18 protein-coding genes, 1 tRNA gene and 1 pseudogene are annotated in these 17,580 nt (G+C 67.6%); 10 read left to right on the top strand and 10 right to left on the bottom strand.

Annotated features, from left to right (window positions below; all coding sequences use genetic code 11):
- Nucleotides 1–2: 2 nt before the first annotated feature.
- Nucleotides 3–827 carry a formate dehydrogenase accessory sulfurtransferase FdhD gene (gene fdhD, locus C3E79_RS05055; protein WP_108403934.1) on the top strand — a complete coding sequence of 275 codons (825 nt, stop codon included), beginning with the start codon at nucleotides 3–5 and terminating at the stop codon, nucleotides 825–827.
- Here the strand turns inward: fdhD and C3E79_RS05050 are convergent.
- The 3 genes from C3E79_RS05050 to moaC are packed head-to-tail and all read right to left on the bottom strand — an operon-like array spanning nucleotide 806 to nucleotide 3,279.
- Nucleotides 806–1,840 (bottom strand): ThiF family adenylyltransferase, encoded by a 1,035-nt coding sequence (locus C3E79_RS05050; protein ID WP_108403933.1) that lies wholly within the window; start codon nucleotides 1,838–1,840, stop codon nucleotides 806–808. The two genes, fdhD and C3E79_RS05050, sit on opposite strands and share 22 nt — an antisense overlap.
- Nucleotides 1,841–1,843: 3 nt before the next feature.
- Nucleotides 1,844–2,791: a molybdenum cofactor biosynthesis protein MoaE gene (locus C3E79_RS11765; RefSeq protein WP_108403932.1), complete on the bottom strand. Its 948-nt coding sequence runs from the start codon at nucleotides 2,789–2,791 to the stop codon at nucleotides 1,844–1,846.
- Between the two features lie 2 nt (nucleotides 2,792–2,793).
- Entirely contained in the window at nucleotides 2,794–3,279 is a 486-nt protein-coding gene (gene moaC / locus C3E79_RS05040; protein ID WP_108403931.1) for a cyclic pyranopterin monophosphate synthase MoaC, read from the bottom strand.
- Nucleotides 3,280–3,353: 74 nt separating this feature from the next.
- Between moaC and C3E79_RS05035 the strand changes: the two genes are divergently transcribed.
- On the top strand, nucleotides 3,354–3,611 hold the full coding sequence (locus C3E79_RS05035; protein WP_108403930.1) for a MoaD/ThiS family protein: 258 nt from the start codon (nucleotides 3,354–3,356) through the stop codon (nucleotides 3,609–3,611).
- A gap of 1 nt (nucleotide 3,612) precedes the next feature.
- Complete coding sequence (locus C3E79_RS05030) at nucleotides 3,613–5,400, top strand: molybdopterin-binding protein (protein WP_108403929.1); 1,788 nt, start codon at nucleotides 3,613–3,615, stop codon at nucleotides 5,398–5,400.
- A 99-nt stretch (nucleotides 5,401–5,499) separates the two neighbouring features.
- On the opposite strand, the gene C3E79_RS05025 is transcribed toward C3E79_RS05030, so the two are convergent.
- Genes C3E79_RS05025 through modA form a run of 4 tightly spaced genes read right to left on the bottom strand, consistent with a single transcriptional unit; the run spans nucleotide 5,500 to nucleotide 8,965 of the window.
- Nucleotides 5,500–6,162: a pyridoxamine 5'-phosphate oxidase family protein gene (locus tag C3E79_RS05025; protein ID WP_108403928.1), complete on the bottom strand. Its 663-nt coding sequence runs from the start codon at nucleotides 6,160–6,162 to the stop codon at nucleotides 5,500–5,502.
- Between the two features lie 17 nt (nucleotides 6,163–6,179).
- The gene (locus tag C3E79_RS05020) at nucleotides 6,180–7,376 is read right to left on the bottom strand and encodes a molybdopterin molybdotransferase MoeA (protein WP_108403927.1); all 1,197 of its coding nucleotides are present in this window, start codon (nucleotides 7,374–7,376) and stop codon (nucleotides 6,180–6,182) included.
- Between the two features lie 10 nt (nucleotides 7,377–7,386).
- On the bottom strand, nucleotides 7,387–8,220 hold the full coding sequence (locus C3E79_RS05015) for an ABC transporter permease (RefSeq protein ID WP_235840691.1): 834 nt from the start codon (nucleotides 8,218–8,220) through the stop codon (nucleotides 7,387–7,389).
- A complete protein-coding gene (gene modA / locus C3E79_RS05010) occupies nucleotides 8,204–8,965 on the bottom strand; it encodes a molybdate ABC transporter substrate-binding protein (protein WP_108403926.1) in 762 nt (253 codons plus the stop codon). The genes C3E79_RS05015 and modA overlap by 17 nt, the downstream gene beginning before the upstream one ends.
- Before the next feature lie 173 nt (nucleotides 8,966–9,138).
- Here modA and moaA point away from each other — a divergent pair, with 173 nt between their 5' ends.
- Both moaA and C3E79_RS11835 read left to right on the top strand, forming a co-directional pair.
- Complete coding sequence (gene moaA / locus C3E79_RS05005) at nucleotides 9,139–10,170, top strand: GTP 3',8-cyclase MoaA (RefSeq protein WP_235840690.1); 1,032 nt, start codon at nucleotides 9,139–9,141, stop codon at nucleotides 10,168–10,170.
- A 295-nt stretch (nucleotides 10,171–10,465) separates the two neighbouring features.
- A pseudogene (locus C3E79_RS11835) lies at nucleotides 10,466–10,567 on the top strand (DedA family protein); the annotation flags it as partial.
- Between the two features lie 80 nt (nucleotides 10,568–10,647).
- On the opposite strand, the gene C3E79_RS04995 reads toward C3E79_RS11835, so the two are convergent.
- Together C3E79_RS04995 and C3E79_RS04990 are read right to left on the bottom strand one after the other, a co-directional pair.
- Nucleotides 10,648–11,262 (bottom strand): YdcF family protein, encoded by a 615-nt coding sequence (locus C3E79_RS04995; protein ID WP_108403924.1) that lies wholly within the window; start codon nucleotides 11,260–11,262, stop codon nucleotides 10,648–10,650.
- A 1,113-nt stretch (nucleotides 11,263–12,375) separates the two neighbouring features.
- A complete protein-coding gene (locus C3E79_RS04990; protein WP_146183413.1) occupies nucleotides 12,376–12,846 on the bottom strand; it encodes a hypothetical protein in 471 nt (156 codons plus the stop codon).
- Nucleotides 12,847–14,002: 1,156 nt separating this feature from the next.
- Here C3E79_RS04990 and C3E79_RS11320 point away from each other — a divergent pair.
- Nucleotides 14,003–14,143 (top strand): hypothetical protein, encoded by a 141-nt coding sequence (locus C3E79_RS11320; protein ID WP_158268507.1) that lies wholly within the window; start codon nucleotides 14,003–14,005, stop codon nucleotides 14,141–14,143.
- 233 nt (nucleotides 14,144–14,376) lie between these two features.
- Here the strand turns inward: C3E79_RS11320 and C3E79_RS04980 are convergent.
- Nucleotides 14,377–14,450: transfer RNA gene (locus C3E79_RS04980), tRNA-Leu, on the bottom strand.
- 132 nt (nucleotides 14,451–14,582) lie between these two features.
- Between C3E79_RS04980 and trhA the strand changes: the two genes are divergently transcribed.
- The 4 genes from trhA (at nucleotide 14,583) to C3E79_RS04960 (ending at nucleotide 17,575) form a co-directional block, all read left to right on the top strand.
- On the top strand, nucleotides 14,583–15,242 hold the full coding sequence (trhA, locus tag C3E79_RS04975) for a PAQR family membrane homeostasis protein TrhA (RefSeq protein ID WP_108403921.1): 660 nt from the start codon (nucleotides 14,583–14,585) through the stop codon (nucleotides 15,240–15,242).
- 61 nt (nucleotides 15,243–15,303) lie between these two features.
- Nucleotides 15,304–15,747 (top strand): hypothetical protein, encoded by a 444-nt coding sequence (locus C3E79_RS04970; protein WP_108403920.1) that lies wholly within the window; start codon nucleotides 15,304–15,306, stop codon nucleotides 15,745–15,747.
- On the top strand, nucleotides 15,744–16,655 hold the full coding sequence (locus C3E79_RS04965) for an ABC transporter substrate-binding protein (RefSeq protein ID WP_108403919.1): 912 nt from the start codon (nucleotides 15,744–15,746) through the stop codon (nucleotides 16,653–16,655). The genes C3E79_RS04970 and C3E79_RS04965 overlap by 4 nt, the downstream gene beginning before the upstream one ends.
- Nucleotides 16,652–17,575, top strand: coding sequence for an amino acid ABC transporter permease (locus C3E79_RS04960; RefSeq protein WP_108403918.1), 924 nt, complete (start codon nucleotides 16,652–16,654; stop codon nucleotides 17,573–17,575). The genes C3E79_RS04965 and C3E79_RS04960 overlap by 4 nt, the downstream gene beginning before the upstream one ends.
- The last annotated feature ends 5 nt before the right edge of the window (nucleotides 17,576–17,580 follow it).

Here is a 17,580-nt window from a genome sequence, read left to right as displayed (position 1 = left end):
ACATGGCGCGGCGACTCACGCGCAACCTCCGGGTGACCAAGGTCCGCTACCTCGGACAGGACCACCCGGAGGCAGACACACGCGCCGATACGCTCGCGGTGGAAGAGCCGCTGCAGATCCGCGTCGACGGCGAGGACTTCTCCACGACAATGCGCACCCCCGGCCACGACTTCGAGCTCGTCCACGGCCTGCTCCATGCCGAAGGAGTCATCACGACTCGCGAGGACCTCTCGACCCTGCGCTACTGCGCAGGCGCGACGGGACCTGGGGGAAGCAACACCTACAACACCGTCGATGTCGCGCTGTCCCGCCCCGCCGCCGGGCGCCTGCCGGTGCGCGCGCTGACCACCACGTCGGCGTGCGGGGTGTGCGGCACCACATCCATCGATGACGTCACGCGCACCGCACGCTACCCCCTCGCCCCGGTCGCGCCCACTCCGGACTTCGTCGTCTCACTGCCCGAGAAGCTCAAGGAGGGCCAGCGGGCGTTTCGCCGCACCGGGGGCATCCACGCAGCAGCCGCGGTCACCGCGCACGGGGAGGTCGTGGCGGTGCGCGAGGACGTGGGCCGGCACAACGCCGCCGACAAGGTCATCGGCTGGATGCTCATGGAAGACCTCGTGCCGGCTACCGGCATGTACCTGGCGATGAGCTCGCGGGCGAGCTTCGAGCTCGTGCAAAAGGCCGTGCTCGCCGGATTCTCCGGACTCGTCGCCGTCTCTGCGGCGACCTCGCTGGCGGTGGAGACGGCGCGAGAGGCCGGGCTCTTCCTCGCCGGGTTCACCCGCCCCGATCGCTTCAACCTCTACTCCGGCGTGCTCTCCTGAGCATCCAGCCAGGCGTTAAGCCCGCCTTCGAGCTGGGCAAGCCCCCTCGCCCCAGCGCCCTCGAGGAGCCCGATGGCCTCAGCGGAGCGAACCCCGGCCGTGCAGTAGACGGTGGCGGAGCCTTCCCGGTTGATCTCTTCGATGAGGTCCGGGGGGACCGCTGCGCGCAAGAGGCTCAGCGGCACGTTTCTCGCTCCGGGGAGATGGAAGGTGCGGTATTCCTCGGGCTCTCGGACGTCGATAAGCGAGCTGCCCGTAGACTCTGCGGCCGTATTGTCCTCGCGCGCGGCGGGTGAGCTGCCCTCGAGCTCGATGTATTCCCACTCGCCGCGCAGGCCATCGAAGTAGCCGATGCGCCCGATGAGCGGCTGCCCGACGCCGGCGAGCACCTTGACCGCCTCGAGCGCCATCGTCGTGCCCACGACGCCGACGACTGGGCCGAGCACCCCGTTGTCGGCGCAGCTCGGCACCGCGCCGGGAGGCGGCGGGGTGGGAAAGATGTCCTCGTAGCAGGGCCCGTGCCCGGCCCAGTACACGGAGACCTGAGCGTCGAACCCCAGGATAGAGGCCCACACGTGGGGGATACCCTCCCGCGCGCACGCCCGCGAGATGGCGTAGCGTGCGGCGAAGTTATCGGTCCCGTCGAGCACGAGGTCTGCTCCCCCGATCAGCTCGGCGGCGTTGTCCGCTGTGACATCACGGGCGATCGCGCGCACCTCGATGGCGGAGTTGCGCCGGCGGACCTCCGCGGCGGCGGAGGACGCCTTCGGGGTGCCAATCCCACCCTCGGTGTGGATGACCTGTCGGTGGAGGTTAGACAGCTCGACGGAATCTGCGTCCACGATTGTCAACCTGCCCACCCCGGCACCGGCGAGGTAGAGCAGCGCCGGGGCGCCGAGACCGCCGGCGCCGACCACGACGACGTGGGCCCGACCGAGGCGCTCCTGCGCGCGCTGGCCGAAGCCCTGCAGCGTGATCTGCCGACGGTAACGGGCAATCCACTGCGCGTCCATGGCTTACAGCCCCACCCACTGCGTCGTTCCGTCCGCCATCACCTGCTCCTTCCAGATCGGCACCTCCGCCTTGACCCGGTCGGCGATCTCCTCTGCCGCAGCAAACGCGGGCCCGCGGTGTGCCGCCGCGGTGACGACGAGGAACGCGATCTCGCCGATGGCGAGCTCCCCGACGCGGTGCGCAACCCACGCTCGCACGGCCGGGTGCTCGGTGACGACCCCGCCAACCACCTCGGCCAACACCCGGGGCGCGTCCGGGTGCGCGCTGTACGTCAGCCCCAATACGCCCTGGCCGCCGTCGTGGTCTCGAACTACGCCGTCGAAGGACACGAGCGCCCCCATGGCCCGCGTCGAGGTCTCCCGCCGCGCCTGCGCCACGAGGTCTTCCAGCGGAGCCTCGGTGATCGCGGTGTGGATCACCTTTCCCGTCTGCTCGGCGACGTAGCCGGGGTCGGCCGGCGGGTGGCCCGCTCGGCGTCCGCGCACCTGGTCGACGATGTGGTCGATCACGGGCTCGAGCACGGCCAGGCCGTCGGATACTCCCCCGCGCGAGCCCGGCAGCGCCATGACGAAGGTGCGCCCCGCGACCCCCGCCACCGCGCCCGAGAGGACTGCGGTGGGGACGTTGTGCGCGCCGCGGCGGAAAAACTCGGCGACAAGGCCGGGGAGCTCTTTATCCAGGTGGGGTGTAATGGCCTCCACCGTGTTGTCATCCGGGGTTAATCCGGTTCCTCCTGACGTGAGCAGGACGTCGGGAAGCGATGCGGGCGCCCGAAAGAGGCCGTCGAGGTATCCGGGAATGTCCGCGTCTGCCACAATGACCGGCTCCGGGCAGGCGAATCCTCGCCCGCGCAGCCATTCGACGGCGAGCGCACCGGAGGTGTCTTCCAGTGCGCCGGCCGCGGCCCTCGTCGAGGCGACGACCACGAGCGCATCTCTCGTCTGGCTCATTGCTACCCCTCCCGCAGGGACCAATCGCCGGATTTCCCGCCGGATTTCTCCACCACCTTCACGTCCGTGATCTCGGCGTGCTTGTCCACCGCCTTGATCATGTCGTAGACGGTAAGCGCTGCCGTGGTTGCGGCGGTGAGCGCCTCCATCTCCACACCGGTCACCCCGCGCGTTTTCACGGTTGCGGTGATGCCCACGGCGGAGTCATGGCGGGTGAAGTCCACCGTGATCGCACCAAGCGGCAGCGGGTGGCACAGGGGAACCAGCTCCGGGGTCTTCTTCGCTGCCATGATGCCCGCGACGCGCGCGACGGGCAGGGCATCGCCCTTGGGCAGGTCCGCGCGAAAGATCATCTCCACCACCTCCGGCCGCGTGCGTACAGTGGCGGTCGCGGTGGCAGCCCGCGAGGTCTCGGCCTTGCCGGTGACGTCGACCATGTGGGCGGACCCGTCCTCCCGCACGTGGCTTAGCGTGGCCCTAGGCTCCATCTTTCCCTCCGCTCGTCTCGTGCACAAACACCCACCACGCTACACCTCGGGGCCGGACGTATAATCTGGGGCGTATGCTCACCATCAGGTACTTCGCCGCCGCGCGCGCCGCCCGCGGCCAATCCTCGGAGCAGGTGGACTACGCCGGGAGCTTGGGCGGGCTCGTCGCTGCGCTGGGCACCACATACACCGATCGCACCGCTGGCGGGATGACGCTCGCGCAGGTCTTCGAGCGCTGCAGCTTTCTGCTCAACGGCGCGCGCGTGGACCTTGATGCGCAGCTAGGGCCGGGCGATCGCCTCGACGTGCTCCCGCCGTTCGCGGGGGGCTAGCGTGCTCGCCGCCATCATCGTCGCCGGCGGGCGCTCGCAGCGCATGAGCGAGACCGCGCCCACCTCAGCGCCGCCGAAGCCGCTTCTCCAGCATGGAGGGTTGCCGGGGCAACCGCGGCTTGTCGACGCCTCCATCGCCGCCGCCGATGCTGCCGAGCGCATCGTCGTTGTCGGCCCCCCGATCGATCTTCCCGCGCACGTGGCACGAGTGCGCGAAGACCCTCCCTTCTCCGGCCCGGCCGCGGCGATCGCCGCAGGCATCCGCTACCTCGAGAGCTTCTCCCCCACCCGGGTGCTCGTGCTCGCCGCCGACCTCATCGCCCCCGCAGGCGCGGTCAACGCGCTGCTCGCCGCGGCCCGCCGCCACCCGGGCGCGCAGGCGTGGGTGGGCAGCCACGACGGCGTGGACCAGCCTCTTGCGAGCCTGCTGGATTTCGCGGCGGCGCGGGAGGCCTTCACCGATGCCGACGTCACCGGGGGCTCCGTGCGCCGGGCGCTCGCGCCTTTAGAGACCTACCGCGTCGAGGTGGACGCCGCCGACGCGGACACGTGGGAAGACGCCTCGGCGCGGCGCATCGGCCTCCCAGACGGCCCGGCAACCTGGGTGTCCGCCCGCGACAGGGTGGCCGCGGCGGCGGCGAGCATGATCGGCGAGCCGGTCGCTTCCGCACCGCTTATCGGGACCGTGCTCGCCGAGGACGTCGTGGCACCCACCGACGTTCCCCACTACGATTCCTCAGCAATGGACGGCTTCGCCATAGCCGGCCCGAGCCCGTGGCGCCTCCTCGCCCATCCCCAGGCAGGCGCGCAGGGCCGCAATGTCCACCGCGCCGGCGGCGAACTGCGCCCTGGCGAGGCGCTGCCCATCTTGACCGGCTCTCTGCTGCCGAGGGGTGCCACGGCCATCGTGCGCTCGGAGCGATGCCGCGTGGACTCGAGCTCGGGCTCGCATTGTGTCGTGGCGGACGCGGACCCGGCCCCCGGCGCGGATATCCGCCGCGCGGGCGAGGAGCTGCGGCGCGGCGAGGTGCTGTTGCGCGCGGGCACCCGCCTTGGCCCGCGCCACGCGGCTCTGCTCGATGCCTGCGCGGTCGACCGCATAAGCGCGTACCCGCGCGTGTCGGTGGATGTGGCGCTCACCGGCAACGAGGTGATCACCGCGGGCGTGCCCGCGCCCGGCGAGGTGCGCGACGCGTTTTCACGCTCGTTCCCCGCCCTCATCGAGGCCCTGGGTGCGAAGGTGGGGCGGCTCGATCGGCTTGCAGACGACCCCTTAGACCTCTCCGCCTGGCTCGAGCGGGCGACGGCCGACATCGTCGTGGTCACCGGCGGGACGGGGCACAGCGGGCAAGACTTTGCGCGCCGAGCGATCACCGAGCGGGCGGATCACATCCTCGCAGAATCCGTGCGCTGCGCACCGGGCCACCCAACCCTCGTGGCCGCGCGCGACCGCGGCGATGGGCGCCCGCAGCTCTTCGTCGGCGCGCCCGGCAACCCGCTGGCCGCCCACGTCGCGCTGCATTCGTTCGTCTCGCCCGCCATCGCGGTCGCTTCCGGCCGCGAGTTCCCCGCCGCCGAGACCTGCCGGGCCGGGGAGGACATCGAACCGATGACGAAGCGGCGCGTGAGGCTGATTCCGGCGTGGCTGAATCGCTCGACCGACGAGGCGTTCGTGCTGACCAAGACGCGCTCGCACATGCTCAGCGGGTACGCGGCGGCCGACGCTCTCCTCGTGGTGGGCGAAGGCGGCGCAGCGCGTCACGCGCCGGTTTGCTACCTGCCCCTCTAGCGCCGCCTACTTTTCTTCCCGCGGCGCAAAGACAGCCGCGAGGAGCGCAATCCCCAGCGCCACGGTCACCCAGGTAGGCCAACCGGCGTATTGGTATGCTCATGCGTTTCTCCCGTCGTCGGTACGCATGCTCCCCAGCTCCTCCTCGAGCTGCGCGACTCGCTCTTTGAGCGCGCGGATGTCAGCGCGGTAGAGGTCAATGCGCTCGTTGACCTGTTCTGCGTCCCAGCGCGGCTTGATGCGCTTGGTGCAGTTCTTATCCGTGGCGGTGACATCGACGACGAATGCGTGGGTGGCCAGGGAGTTTATTCGGGTCTCACCACCATCGCGCAGCCGCTCGATGAGCTGCGGGTCCTCGTCGAGCTCCACGACCCTCGCGCGGCCAAAGACCTTCAGGCGCATCCTCGTGGGAAAATCGACGAAGAACATCGCCACCCGCCCGTCTCGATCGATGTTGCCCGTGGTGACGTACTGGTGGTTTCCCACGAACTCGAGCCACCCCAGGGTCGTGGGGCCGAGTTGCTTGACAAAGCCCTTCGGGCCCCCGCGGTGCTGCACGTAGGGCCAGCCCGAGCCCGTCACCGTGGCGAGGAAAAAGAAATCCGCGCGCCGGATGAGGCTCAGGTGCGCGGGGTCGAACTCGAAGGGGCCATCCCTTTCGGGCAGGTTGATCGCCTCCGAGCCCTGGCGGCGGCGGACCCATTTGTCGTAGGCGATCTGCTCGTAGGTCTGGCTGTGGCTCGGGCTGTGGGTCAGGTCCATGCCCACGCATCATAGCGCTAGAGGGAATACGCCTTCACCGTATCGCCCGCCTTGACGGTGCGCCCAGCGGGCACGCGCAGCAGGGCGTTAGCGTCAACCGCCTGCGCGAGGAGGTGCGAGCCGCGCCCGCCCGTAGCGGTTGCGACGAGCCTTCCTTCTCGCTTCTCGACGACCCCTCGCACGAAGTTCTCCCGCCCGGCGATCCCCACCAGATCCTCTCCCGCGACGGCCTCGAAGGCCTCCTCCGCCTCGCCGAGCAGGGGCGCAACGAAAAGCCTGAAGCTCACCATCGTCGAGACCGGGTTGCCCGGCAGGCAGATCACGGGGGTGGATCCTGCTTCGGTCGGCAGCTCGGCGAGCCCCTGCGGGCCGCCGGGCTGCTGGGCGACGTGGCCGAACCAGCCCCCCAGCGGCTCGAGCACCTGGCGCACGACCTCGAACCTGCCGTGGCTAATCCCGCCGCTCGTCACCACCACGTCGGGGGCGAGGTCCGCCACAGCGCTGACGAGCGCTCGGCCTAGCCGCGCCGGGTCGTCGGCAGTGCTGATGTGACCGGCAACGTCGATGCCGTGCCGGGCGCACAGGGCGCGCAGCATGGGAGCGTTCGCGTCCGGGATCTGAGCCGGGCCGGCGCCCCCGATCTCCTCTCCCCCGGTGCACAGGAGCACCCGCGCCTGGCGGCGCACCGGCAGGTGCTCGATCCCTGCGAGCGCCGCCGCTCCCACGGTGCGCGCGTTAACCCGGTGGCCTTTAGGAAAAAGCAGGTCACCGGGTCCGATGTCGCTGCCGCGGCGGCGGATAAACTGCCCGCGGGGTGCTGCCGGCACGATCGCGGCGGTCGCGCCGTCGTCAAAGTACCCCGGCTCGCACGCCTCGACCGGCACGACGGCGGCCGCACCGCGAGGCAGCGCCGCGCCGGTCATAATCGGCGCGATGGCTCCGGAGAGACCCTCGGGGTAGAGCGCAGCGGGATCTGCGCCCGCGGCGATGACCGGGCCGAGGGGGAACGCTCCCCCGCCGAGGTGTTCCTTGCCGAGGGCGTAGCCATCCATCTGCGAATTATCGAACGCGGGAAGCGGGCCCGGTGCCGGGACATCTCGGGCGAGGCGGCGCCCGATCGCCCCTGCCGCGGGCACCTGCTCCACGGGGATGGGCGGGATCATCGCGGCGGCGGCGCGGGCGTGGTCTTCCGGGCTGCGGACGGGATCGTTCATGGCTTCTTTCCTACCCCCGCATGCCCCCGCGCGGGAGCATGCGGGCCGCAGCGAGCATCCCAAGGGCAATGCCGTAGACCCCGAGCAGGAGGATGCACGCACCGAGTGCCTGGTCCATGTCCCCCGAGCTAAGCCCCAAGGAGATAAGTAGCGGGATTGTGCGCGATTGGCCCTCGACGTTTCCCGCAAACGTGATTGTCGCCCCGAACTCGCTCACCGCGCGGGCGAAACTAATCACCGCGCCCGTGCCCACGCCGGGGGCGGCGAGCGGCAACACGATGTGGCGCAGCGTTTGCGCCCTCGTTGCGCCCTCGGTCGCGGCGGCCTCCTCGAGGCTGCGGGGAATGGCGCGCAGGGCGGTAACGGCGGTGGCGACGAAGAAGGGAAGCGAGACGAACACCTGCACGACGATGACTCCCCACGGCGTGTAGGCGAGAGGGATGCCGGCGGCATCGAGCCACTCTCCCAGCACTCCGCGCCGCCCCCACACGAAGGTCAGTGCGAGGCCCGAGACAACCGGGGAGAGGACTAAGGGGGCGTAGATAAGCACCTGTGCGAGCCCGACGAGCGTTGGTCGGCCGATCTCCAACCAGCGCCGCATCCACAGCGCCATGGGTACGCCGATCGTGGCGCACGCCGCGGTGGATGCGCTCGCAGTGAGGAGGGTAAGCGCGAAAGCGGATTGGGCCTCCCGCGTGGCCACGAGCTCCGGCACCCGCGCCCAAGGAATCGCGGCGAGCAGCGCGATAAGCGGGCCCGCCACAAAGGCGACCCCGAGCCCGACGAGCGGCAGCAGTGCTCGCGGGGCGGCGAGGTTGCGCGCCGATCTAGAGAGCCTGCGCAAACCCGTGCTCCCTCAGGATGCGCTGCGCCGTGGGCCCAGACATCCAGTCTGCGAAGTGGGCCGCGGCCTCCTTGTCCCGCCCGCGGCGCGTCAGCGCGAGCGGGTAGGCGTTGGGCTCAACGTCGCCGATCCCTATGGTGGTGACGCCTTTGTCGGCCTGCGCCGCCGCATCGGTGGAGTAAATAAAGGCGGCGTCGACGCCGCCGGTGGCCACCTTTGTGGCGGCCGCGGCGACATCTGGTTCCTCGGTGGGATGCGCGAGTTCGATTCCGTGACGCGCGAGCACCTCAGCCGCGATCTTGCCGCAGGGAACCTCGGGGGCGCACACGGCTACGCGCGCGCCCCCGAGGTCGGCCAGGGAGCGGATCCCCGCAGGGTTGTCCTTCGCCAGCGCGAGGACAAGTGTGTTGCTCGCGATAACCCTGGGCTGGGACCCGGCGAAGTCTTCTCCAGCGAGGGCGCGCTCCATTGTGTCTTCGTCAGCGCTGATGAAGACGTCCGCGGGCGCGCCCTGTGCGATGTGACGCTCAAGGTCGGATGAGCCTGCGTAGTTCCACGAGACCGAGGCTCCGGCGTGCTCCTGGGCGAAAGCGCGGGCGAGATCCACGCCCGCGGGGCGCAGCGAGGCCGCCGCGAAGACCGAAACCTCGTTCCTTCCCGCAGGTGCCGAGCAGCCGATAAGGAAAACCAGACCCACCACGCCGGCGAGCGCGAGGGCGGCAAGGCGCGATGCGGTGGCTGTCATGGTGGGATTAAGGCTAGCAGCTGGCTCCCTCTCCGGTGCAGCGTGGCGTATGGCCGCCGCACCGGACGCCCTCCATAATCACCTATCAGCCGGATAGGACTACCATGGGGCGCTTAGAGCCGAACCGGGTCTGTACCGGGTCTGTCAAATGTGTAGAGGAGGCGGGGGAGATCGTGAGTGGAACGCGCGAGCTCGCGGATCGCTTCGGGCGGATCGCCGACGATCTGCGCATCTCGCTCATCGACAAATGCAACCTGCGCTGCACCTATTGCATGCCGGCCGAGGGAATGACGTGGCTCCCCAAAGAGCACCTCATGTCGGCGTCCGAGGCGGTGCGCATCGCCGATATCGGCGTGCGCATCTTCGGGGTCAAGGATATCCGCTTCACCGGCGGCGAACCGCTCGTGCGCAAGGACTTAGAAGACATCATCGCCGGGGTGCGAAGCGCCCACCCGGCGGTACCCATTTCGCTGACGACGAACGCAATAGGGCTGGACAAGCGTATCGACGCCCTCGTTAACGCCGGCTTGACCCGCATCAACGTGAGCCTGGATACGGTGCGGCGCGAGACCTTCCGCGCGATGACCCGCAGGGACCGACTCGAGGCAGTCATCGACGGCATAGACGCCGCGCGCCGCGCCGGACTTCACCCGATCAAGGTCAACGCCGTCATGATGCGCGGGCTGAACGACACTCAAGAAGCCGAGTTGCTGGCGTGGTGCCTGGGCCGCGGCCTGCAGCTGCGCTTCATCGAACAGATGCCGCTCGACGCCGACCGCCTCTGGGCACGCGCCAACCTCGTGAGCGCCCGCGAGATCCGCGGTCGGCTCCGTGAGAGCTACGATCTCACACCCCACCCCGAGCCGCGCGGATCAGCCCCGGCCCAGCTGTGGGACGTGCGCCACCTCGGCGGATCTGATGTACTCGGCCAGGTCGGCATCATTGCCTCGGTCACAGAGTCTTTTTGCGCCGCCTGCTCGCGCACCCGGCTCACCGCCGACGGTCACGTGCGTAGCTGCCTGTTTTCGAACGAGGAGACCGACCTACTCGGCCCCATGCGCGCGGGCGCCAGCGACGAGGAGATCGCCGAGATCTGGGCCGGCGCGATGTGGGCGAAGCCGCGGGCCTACGGCTCCGACACAGTCACGCTCAATACCCCCGGCTATGTCCCGCCGGAGCGTTCGATGAGCGAGATCGGAGGTTAGGCGGGATTCTTTACCGGCTTACAGGGAGGATAAGACCGCATCGGCCAGACCCGCCGCTGAGAATTCCCAGCGGGCTCGACTCCCTCACGGCAGGATCGGCGCACATGCCCTGGCTGCCAGCCGGCTGCTCCACAAACACGGTGTTGGCCGCTTGGGCGACGCTCCGCCCGACGTCGTTAAGCCCTGCTACATAGTCCTTGAGCGCTTGCCTGCCTTCCACGGACAGGCCGCCGAGCTCGACGCAGCTTTGGATCGGGTCACCAACGATGTCGTGGTAGGCAACAATGCGGATCTCGGACTCGGGGTCATCGTCTTCGTCGAGTCGCGCGATCTCTTCCCCTTCTTACCAGGCGATTCTCTCCTCATCACCGCCTTCCTCGGCGATCAGGTCGGGTTCCCACCTCGCTCCTGCCCATCGTCCTCGGCTGGGCGAGCAAGCGGCTCAATTCTGCCCGCGCCTAGCCCGCTTGGCGGCACCTAATTCACCGTCGAGGGAACAACCAGCCACAACGCGGATTTCTCCACGTCCGCGAAGGTGTCCATTGCCCGCGGCGCGTGGTTCGGCGAGGTCACCAGCACGCCTGCCTGAGCGATTCCAGCGACGCTGCCGGCGTAGCGCGCCGTGGCCTGCGCGTTGCCCACGGTCGAACCGGCGGTCGTATCAACGATGATGCGGCTGGGGTTGACCCAGCTGGAGACGAGCTTGTCGCGCATGTACTCCCCTTCCGCCTGGCAGCCCGGCTGCGTATACCCGCCCGTGACCACGACCGGGTTTGCCGGGTGTAGGTGAGCGAGGACAGTGGCGGTGGCGAGCCTGTCGTCGAGGACAGCCGGGGCGGAGCAGCCAGGATCAAGGCGAGCGCCAAGGACGATAATGGGCACGTGGGGGTCGAGCAGCGCAGCGTGCGCGGCGGCGAGGCCGAGCGGTGACATCTTCAGACCTGTCACGATCGAGCTGCTCATCTGGTTGAACGCGTCCTCGACTCCCCCTGCGTGCGCTGGGGAGGCGGGCGCGACCGCGAGCACCAGTGCTGCGCAGAGTGAAGCAATGGCCCTGCGCTTGCGGACACCGTGGAAAATGAGGGACTCCATTCGTTACGTGCAGCCGGCCGCCGTCTTGCTGAGTGAGTTTTGGGCGACAGGAAGTGACTAATGTTCCGTGCAGGATAACAGACGGTAGCGACCCGGTGGCGCCGGCACCCCGAAAAGTCACGCAATCGTATGACCACATCCCGATGGCGGCCCGGGCGGTCGGCGCGGCGAGCGGGGGCGAGGCGAACGGCCACGGGATTCGACGTGCGGATTTGTCCTTGCTTGCGCGTGAGCATACGTCGACGCAACAACACCTCCGTTGCGATGCGGGGGCGTTGTTACCGTGTGCGGGTGTTGTGACGCGCTCCGTGAACACCTCCGTTGCGATGCGGGGGCGTTGTAGTTGTTTGGCCAGTCCTTGGCGCAGAAATCACGCGGGCCCCGCCGGCAGCTGGGTTTGCGTCGCACTGGAGCCGCCGCCCCACCTAATCCAGCGGTGGCGTCGGGCGCTGGCGGGTGCGAGAGTTTCCCGCACACTGGCCCCGCTGGCATTTCCGTGATACCGCCCAATTCTTCGCTTGGGCCGTCACCTGCGCGGACGCCGTCGAGACCCTGCCCGCGTCCCCACCTGCGAGCAACTCCCGCAGGATTTTCGCACGCCGACTACTGATGCGCACGCGCACCTGGACTCTGGGCCAAAGCACATGTCCGCTCTACCGGAGCAAAAACTCGAGAATGAACTCGAACCACTCGAGCGCAAAGGCGGTCAGGCACCGCCACGCTATAGCTACATCGCCGCATATACCCCGGCCTTAACCTTGATCCTGGCCCACTTCACCCCATCCGAAGTCTGATGATTGTGCACCGCAGTGCCCAGATCGACTCCACTGTTTGACCGCAATGACCTTGCAAGCGTTTGACTAGCGTCGTTCGGGTAATCGCATGCGCATGGAGAACCCCGCCCACGGTGTCTTATCTGGGCGGGGTTCTTCCCTCAGTCTGCATCCCGAGCAGCGTCAAATCGTATCTGTTAGCTGTACGCAACTGACCGTGTTGACGCCATTACAAAAGAGCTAAGCCCCTGGCGGGTACCAAAATTACCGGGGGTAGCACTGATGATATCTCGAGCACAATCGAGACCCATCGCCTTTTTGTGCAGCTGCCTCTCTTTAGTTACCCGCCGATTCCGCAAGCAGCGGCTACCGCGCCGACCGCAAAGAAATCCAACAGAGCTTGCTGGACCTCTGGCCAAGCTTGCCCACCAGAAACCCTCGCCGCCACACCTACTGCGTCTGCATAAGACAGTCCAGATTTACGTGCATCATCGAACGCAGACTTGAACTTTTGGAAGAACTTAACGGCTCCACCGGCCGCTTTGAAAGTCTCTTTCAATTTCAAGATTTTAGCTGGGGGAAGACTCCCGATCAGCGCGGCACCGACAGCAGTCCCACATTCGAGCCAATTCACTCGTAAGGACGTCGTCCACTCCGCGGGGATGTTCTCCTGAAGCCACTGTTGATAGACTTCGTCATCTTTCAATACCTCGTCCGGAATCGATTCGATGAAGACGAAGGCTTTTTCCATTTCCGGGTCGAGTTCTTTTTGCTGAAGCGCTCCCGGAGACGACGGAACAGGTGCGCTCATGGCGGCGGGAGCCGCTCCCATTGTGACGGATATGCTCAGCATTACGGACGTTGCAATCGTCGCCCAGCGGCTCCTAGTATTACGGGGTATTACGGGTAAACATGCAGATCTCCTTGAAAGGCTCCCAGAATGAATAAGGCTCGGATGCTCGCGATGGTTTTGTTCGCTGCAATCGCCGTACTCTCTTTTTCCGGACATGCAAAAGCCGCGGGCATCGTGGCCATAATCACCCTGATCACGATGGTTATCATACAAGCCATCGCTCTATCGAATAAACACAAGTGAGCGCTAGAGCACTCAGGTCAGAACTCTAGCAGTTCTTGCCCAGGTTTGCAGGGCACAAGCTGCCAACGTCACCCTTTCGCTAATTTCATCTGGGCCTCGAAGCACAAGTAGGAGGCGAGCTACACACCGTAAGCCCTCACGGTGTTGTCGCAGGAGACCACTTTTACACTTCGCACGGCAGCCAACCCCCTCCTGCACCACCGCCTCATCCCCCGTCACCGTGCCGAGCGCCGAGACCCTTCGCGTCGCCACTGGCGCACACGCGCTCTGGCCATCGTCTGGCGGGGCGACGAACTCCGCCCCCTCCGCCGCGGCTGCCCGGCCATCGCCCAGGCCTAGCGCAGGGCAGGCCACGCCACCGCGCGGGGCCAGCAGGAGATAACCGACCAACAACACCTTCGCCTGCGGTGCCCGTGCCTTCACATCGGCGACGATCGCGCGCAACTGCGCAGTGGTCGCCGCGGTGTCCACTCCCGCCACCGCGGCCTCGCACAGCTGCGCGGGCGCGCCCAGTGCCGCGGGCACACACGCGGGCGCCACCGGCCAGATCACGTGTGGATTACCCCCGAATTGCAGCGTGACCAGGGTGGTGTCGGGTGTCACCACCTCCCGCTGCGGCGGTCTTGGTCTTGGTGTCCAGTTTCATACCTTGACTGTAAACGTAGTTTACGGCTCCGCGCTAGCCTCCGCGTACTACACACACCAGTTCGACGCCACAGCCCCCGCCCACGCTGTGCGCCGGGGATTTAATGGGCACATCACCCTTGCACTCAACTACACGTTCTACGGATAATAGGGACATGGCGCAAAATACGGATTCCACCCAGATGCCCACCTAGCCACGCTCACCCTGCCCCGCGAGACCCGCGCCGTGTGGCATGCCACCGCTCTGCGCCTGGGCTTGCGGCCGGGACAGCTGGCCACGGCCACGCTCATGGCCCTCGCCGCGTCACCCGCCGCGGTGGCAGCCCTCGCCGACGCCGCGGAGGAGGCGCGCAATGACAACGCCTAGCCCCCGTGATCCCCCCGCCCAGGTCGCCGCCGAGCTCGACGGCTCCACTGCGGTGACTCACCCCGAGACCACCCCCGCAGTGTCGTCAACCCGTTTTACACCGCCCCGGTCGCAGCGTCGATCCGGGCACTCTTTCATCTCGCGCTGACCTGGACTTTTGCGCAGTGGTGAAATCAAACGGGCGCCGAGCGGGTGCCGCAGCATTGCCGAAGACTTCCTGACCAGCTATTTTGTGCCCCAGGTGAGACTCGAACTCACACTGGACGGGTTTTGAATCCGTTGCCTCTGCCAATTGGGCTACTGGGGCGCAACACAACAAGCTTAGCGCAGCGCCCCGCACCCAGGAAATCCGCCTCTACCCCACGGTCTTTCCCATGCACGGAACAACCTACGCAGGCGTAGCATTGGTAAGGTGAGCACTATCGAGCGGACCTACACGATGGCGGACCGCGGCCATCGCCCGATCACGCGCGGCTGGGCCCACCTCGTCGCCGCATTTATCTCAGCGATCGCTTCGGCGGTGCTGATGACGTATGCGTGGATGACCCTTCCCACGGCCGGGGCAGCAAGCGTGAGCATCTACTGCGCGGGCCTGTTCCAGCTTTTCGCCATCTCCGGGCTCTACCACCGCTGGCCGTGGAAGACCCACGAGACCGTGCAGTGGTGGCGCCGCGCTGACCACGCCACCATTGCCATTTTTATCGCCGCAACCTACACGCCCATGTGCGTCCTTCTCATCCCCTCCCCGTACTCGACGTGGATGCTCATCGCCGCATGGGCGGGAGGAATCGGCAGCGCCATCCTCAACCTGGTGTGGATCAACCACCCGCGCTGGCTCGACGTGGTTGTCTATATCACCCTCGGCTGGCTCATCGTTCCGCTCTTGCCCGTACTACGAGACGAGGTCGATCCGGGCGTGATCTGGCTGCTCTTCCTTGGCGGCCTGGCCTACACCATCGGGGCGATCCTCTACGGGTTCAAGTGGCCCGGACGGCGGGCGCGCGTCTACGGCTACCACGAGCACTTTCACACGCTCACCATCGTGGCCGCGATCCTGCACTTCGTTGCAATCTGGGTCATCGTGGCCCAAGCGTCGTAGCGCGGGAGCCCGCGGGGCGCATAATTGGGCGAACCCATACCCTGGTGGCTATTATGCTGCTATGCGCAAACGATTCATTGCGGCCGTGACGGCGGCCACCCTCCTCGCCCCCGCCACCGCTGGAGCGCAGGAAGAAAAGAGCTCGGTCGAAGGCTTCGGTACCGACGCCTACGTCAACCTCTCCTCCGAAAGCGACGGCGCGCGGGACGCGCGCGAGACCGTCCAGTCCTCCACCTGGATGGGCAAGGCGCTCGCCTCTTCCGACAACGACACCCCCGTGCTCGACGCGTGGGTGGCCGGGTCCTCTCTGCCGGACACCCTCCACCCGGTCGATATGGCCAGCCGAGAGATCAACGCGTCGTCGAAGTTGTTCTCCGGCGACGTCGAAATGAGCGCGCAGGGCTCCAGCCAACTCACCACCTCGTGGATCATCGTCGGGCTCGCCACGATCATCTTCGGCCAGCTCGCCGAGCTGGTCATGCGCGGCATCCGCACACTGCGATGACGCGCCGCGCACTCACGCGCCGCGGTGCCGCCGCCCTGGCCATCGCGAGCGCGAGTTTGTCTGCTGCGTGCGTGACCAACACTGAGGGCGGCAACCCCGAGGGATGGGAGCCGATCGTGCCGGCCGAGGTTCCCGAGATCGCCGCGCTCGTGCCCGCCCCCGTCGCCGCCGATGGAACACTCTCCGTGGGCACCAACCCGCCGTTCGCGCCCTTCGAGTTCAAGGATTCCCAGGGCACCCTCATCGGCGTGGAGCTCGACCTCGGCAGAGCTCTCGCCGCCGTCATGGGCCTCGATTTCGACCCGCAGGAGATGGACTTCTCCTTGATCCTGCCCGCCGTGCAGGCAGGCAGCCTCGATGCGGGCATGTCGGGCTTTACCGACAACGAGGAGCGCAGGCAGAGCTACGACTTCGTTGACTTCCTCTACGCCGGGATCCAGTGGGCCCAGCAGCCCGGCTCGGACGTCGACCCGGCCAACCCGTGCGGGCTCACCGTGGCGGTGCAGCGCACCACCGTCTCTGAGACCGACGACGTGCGGCCGAAGAGCGACGACTGCCTCGCGCGCGGAGAAGACCCGATCACGGTGCTGTCCTTCGACACCTCGGATAACGCCGCTCTCGCTGCGCTCACCGGACGGGCAGATGCGTTAAGCGCCGATTCCCCCGTCACGGCGTGGGCGGTGGAGCGCTCCCGCGGTGACCTCGAGCTCGTCGGCGAAATGTTTGACGCGGCCCCCTACGGCATCGCAGTGCCGAAGGACTCCCCGCTCGCCCCCGCCATGGCCGCCGCCTTGCAGCACCTCATCGATACCGGCGACTACGCCCGCATCCTGCGGCAGTGGAACATCGATAGCGGCCTGCTCGATCAGGCACTCATCAACGAGCAACCCCTGGAAGGACAGCCATGAGCACACGCCCCGAGCGCATCAACGCCAAGCCGTTGCGCCACCCCGGCCGCTGGATCCTCGCGGCCATCCTCCTCGCCCTCGCCGTGTGGTTCGCCATCGGTGCGGCCCGCAACGAGGCCTACGGCTGGCCCACCTACTTCCGCTACCTCTTCGACACCCGCATCGTCACCGCCGCCGGCCACACACTCGTGATCACGATCCTGGCGATGCTCGCCGGCGTGATCGGCGGGGTCGCGCTCGCCGTGATGCGCATGTCACCCAACCCGATCTTCCGCGCCACCTCCTGGGTCTACCTGTGGGTCTTCCGCGGCACCCCGGTCTACGTCCAGCTCATCTTCTGGGGGTTGTTGGGCTCCATCTACGACACGATCAACCTCGGGTTCACCCAGGTCCCACTCGAGCCGCTGACCTCCTCTGCGTTCGCCCTCGCCGTGCTCGGCCTCGCCCTCAACGAGGCCGCGTATATGGCCGAAATCGTGCGCTCCGGGGTCTCCTCCGTCCCCGAGGGCCAGGTCGAGGCCTCCAAGGCGCTGGGCATGAGCTGGGCGCAGACCATGCGGCGCACCGTGCTGCCGCAGGCGATGCGCATCATCATCCCGCCGACGGGCAACGAGTTCATCTCGTTGCTCAAGACGTCGTCACTCGTCGTCGCCGTGCCCTACTCCCTCGAGCTCTACGGCCGCTCGATGGACATCGCCGCGGCCCTCTTCGAGCCCGTGCCGATGCTGCTCGTTGCTGCGACCTGGTACCTCGCCATCACCTCCGTGCTCATGGTGGGCCAGCACTTCCTGGAGAAGCGCTTCGACCGCGGCGCCACCCGCCAGCTCACGGCGCGCCAGCTCGCCTCGCTTGCCGACGCCGAGGGCACCATCCCCCATAACGTGCGCGTCATCGACGCCACCGAGACGAAGGGACGCTAGATACC

It is taken from the genome of Corynebacterium liangguodongii, assembly GCF_003070865.1.
GTDB lineage: Bacteria > Actinomycetota > Actinomycetes > Mycobacteriales > Mycobacteriaceae > Corynebacterium > Corynebacterium liangguodongii.
Note: the sequence above shows the minus strand (reverse complement) of the source record. Positions and strands in the feature narration are given on the sequence as shown.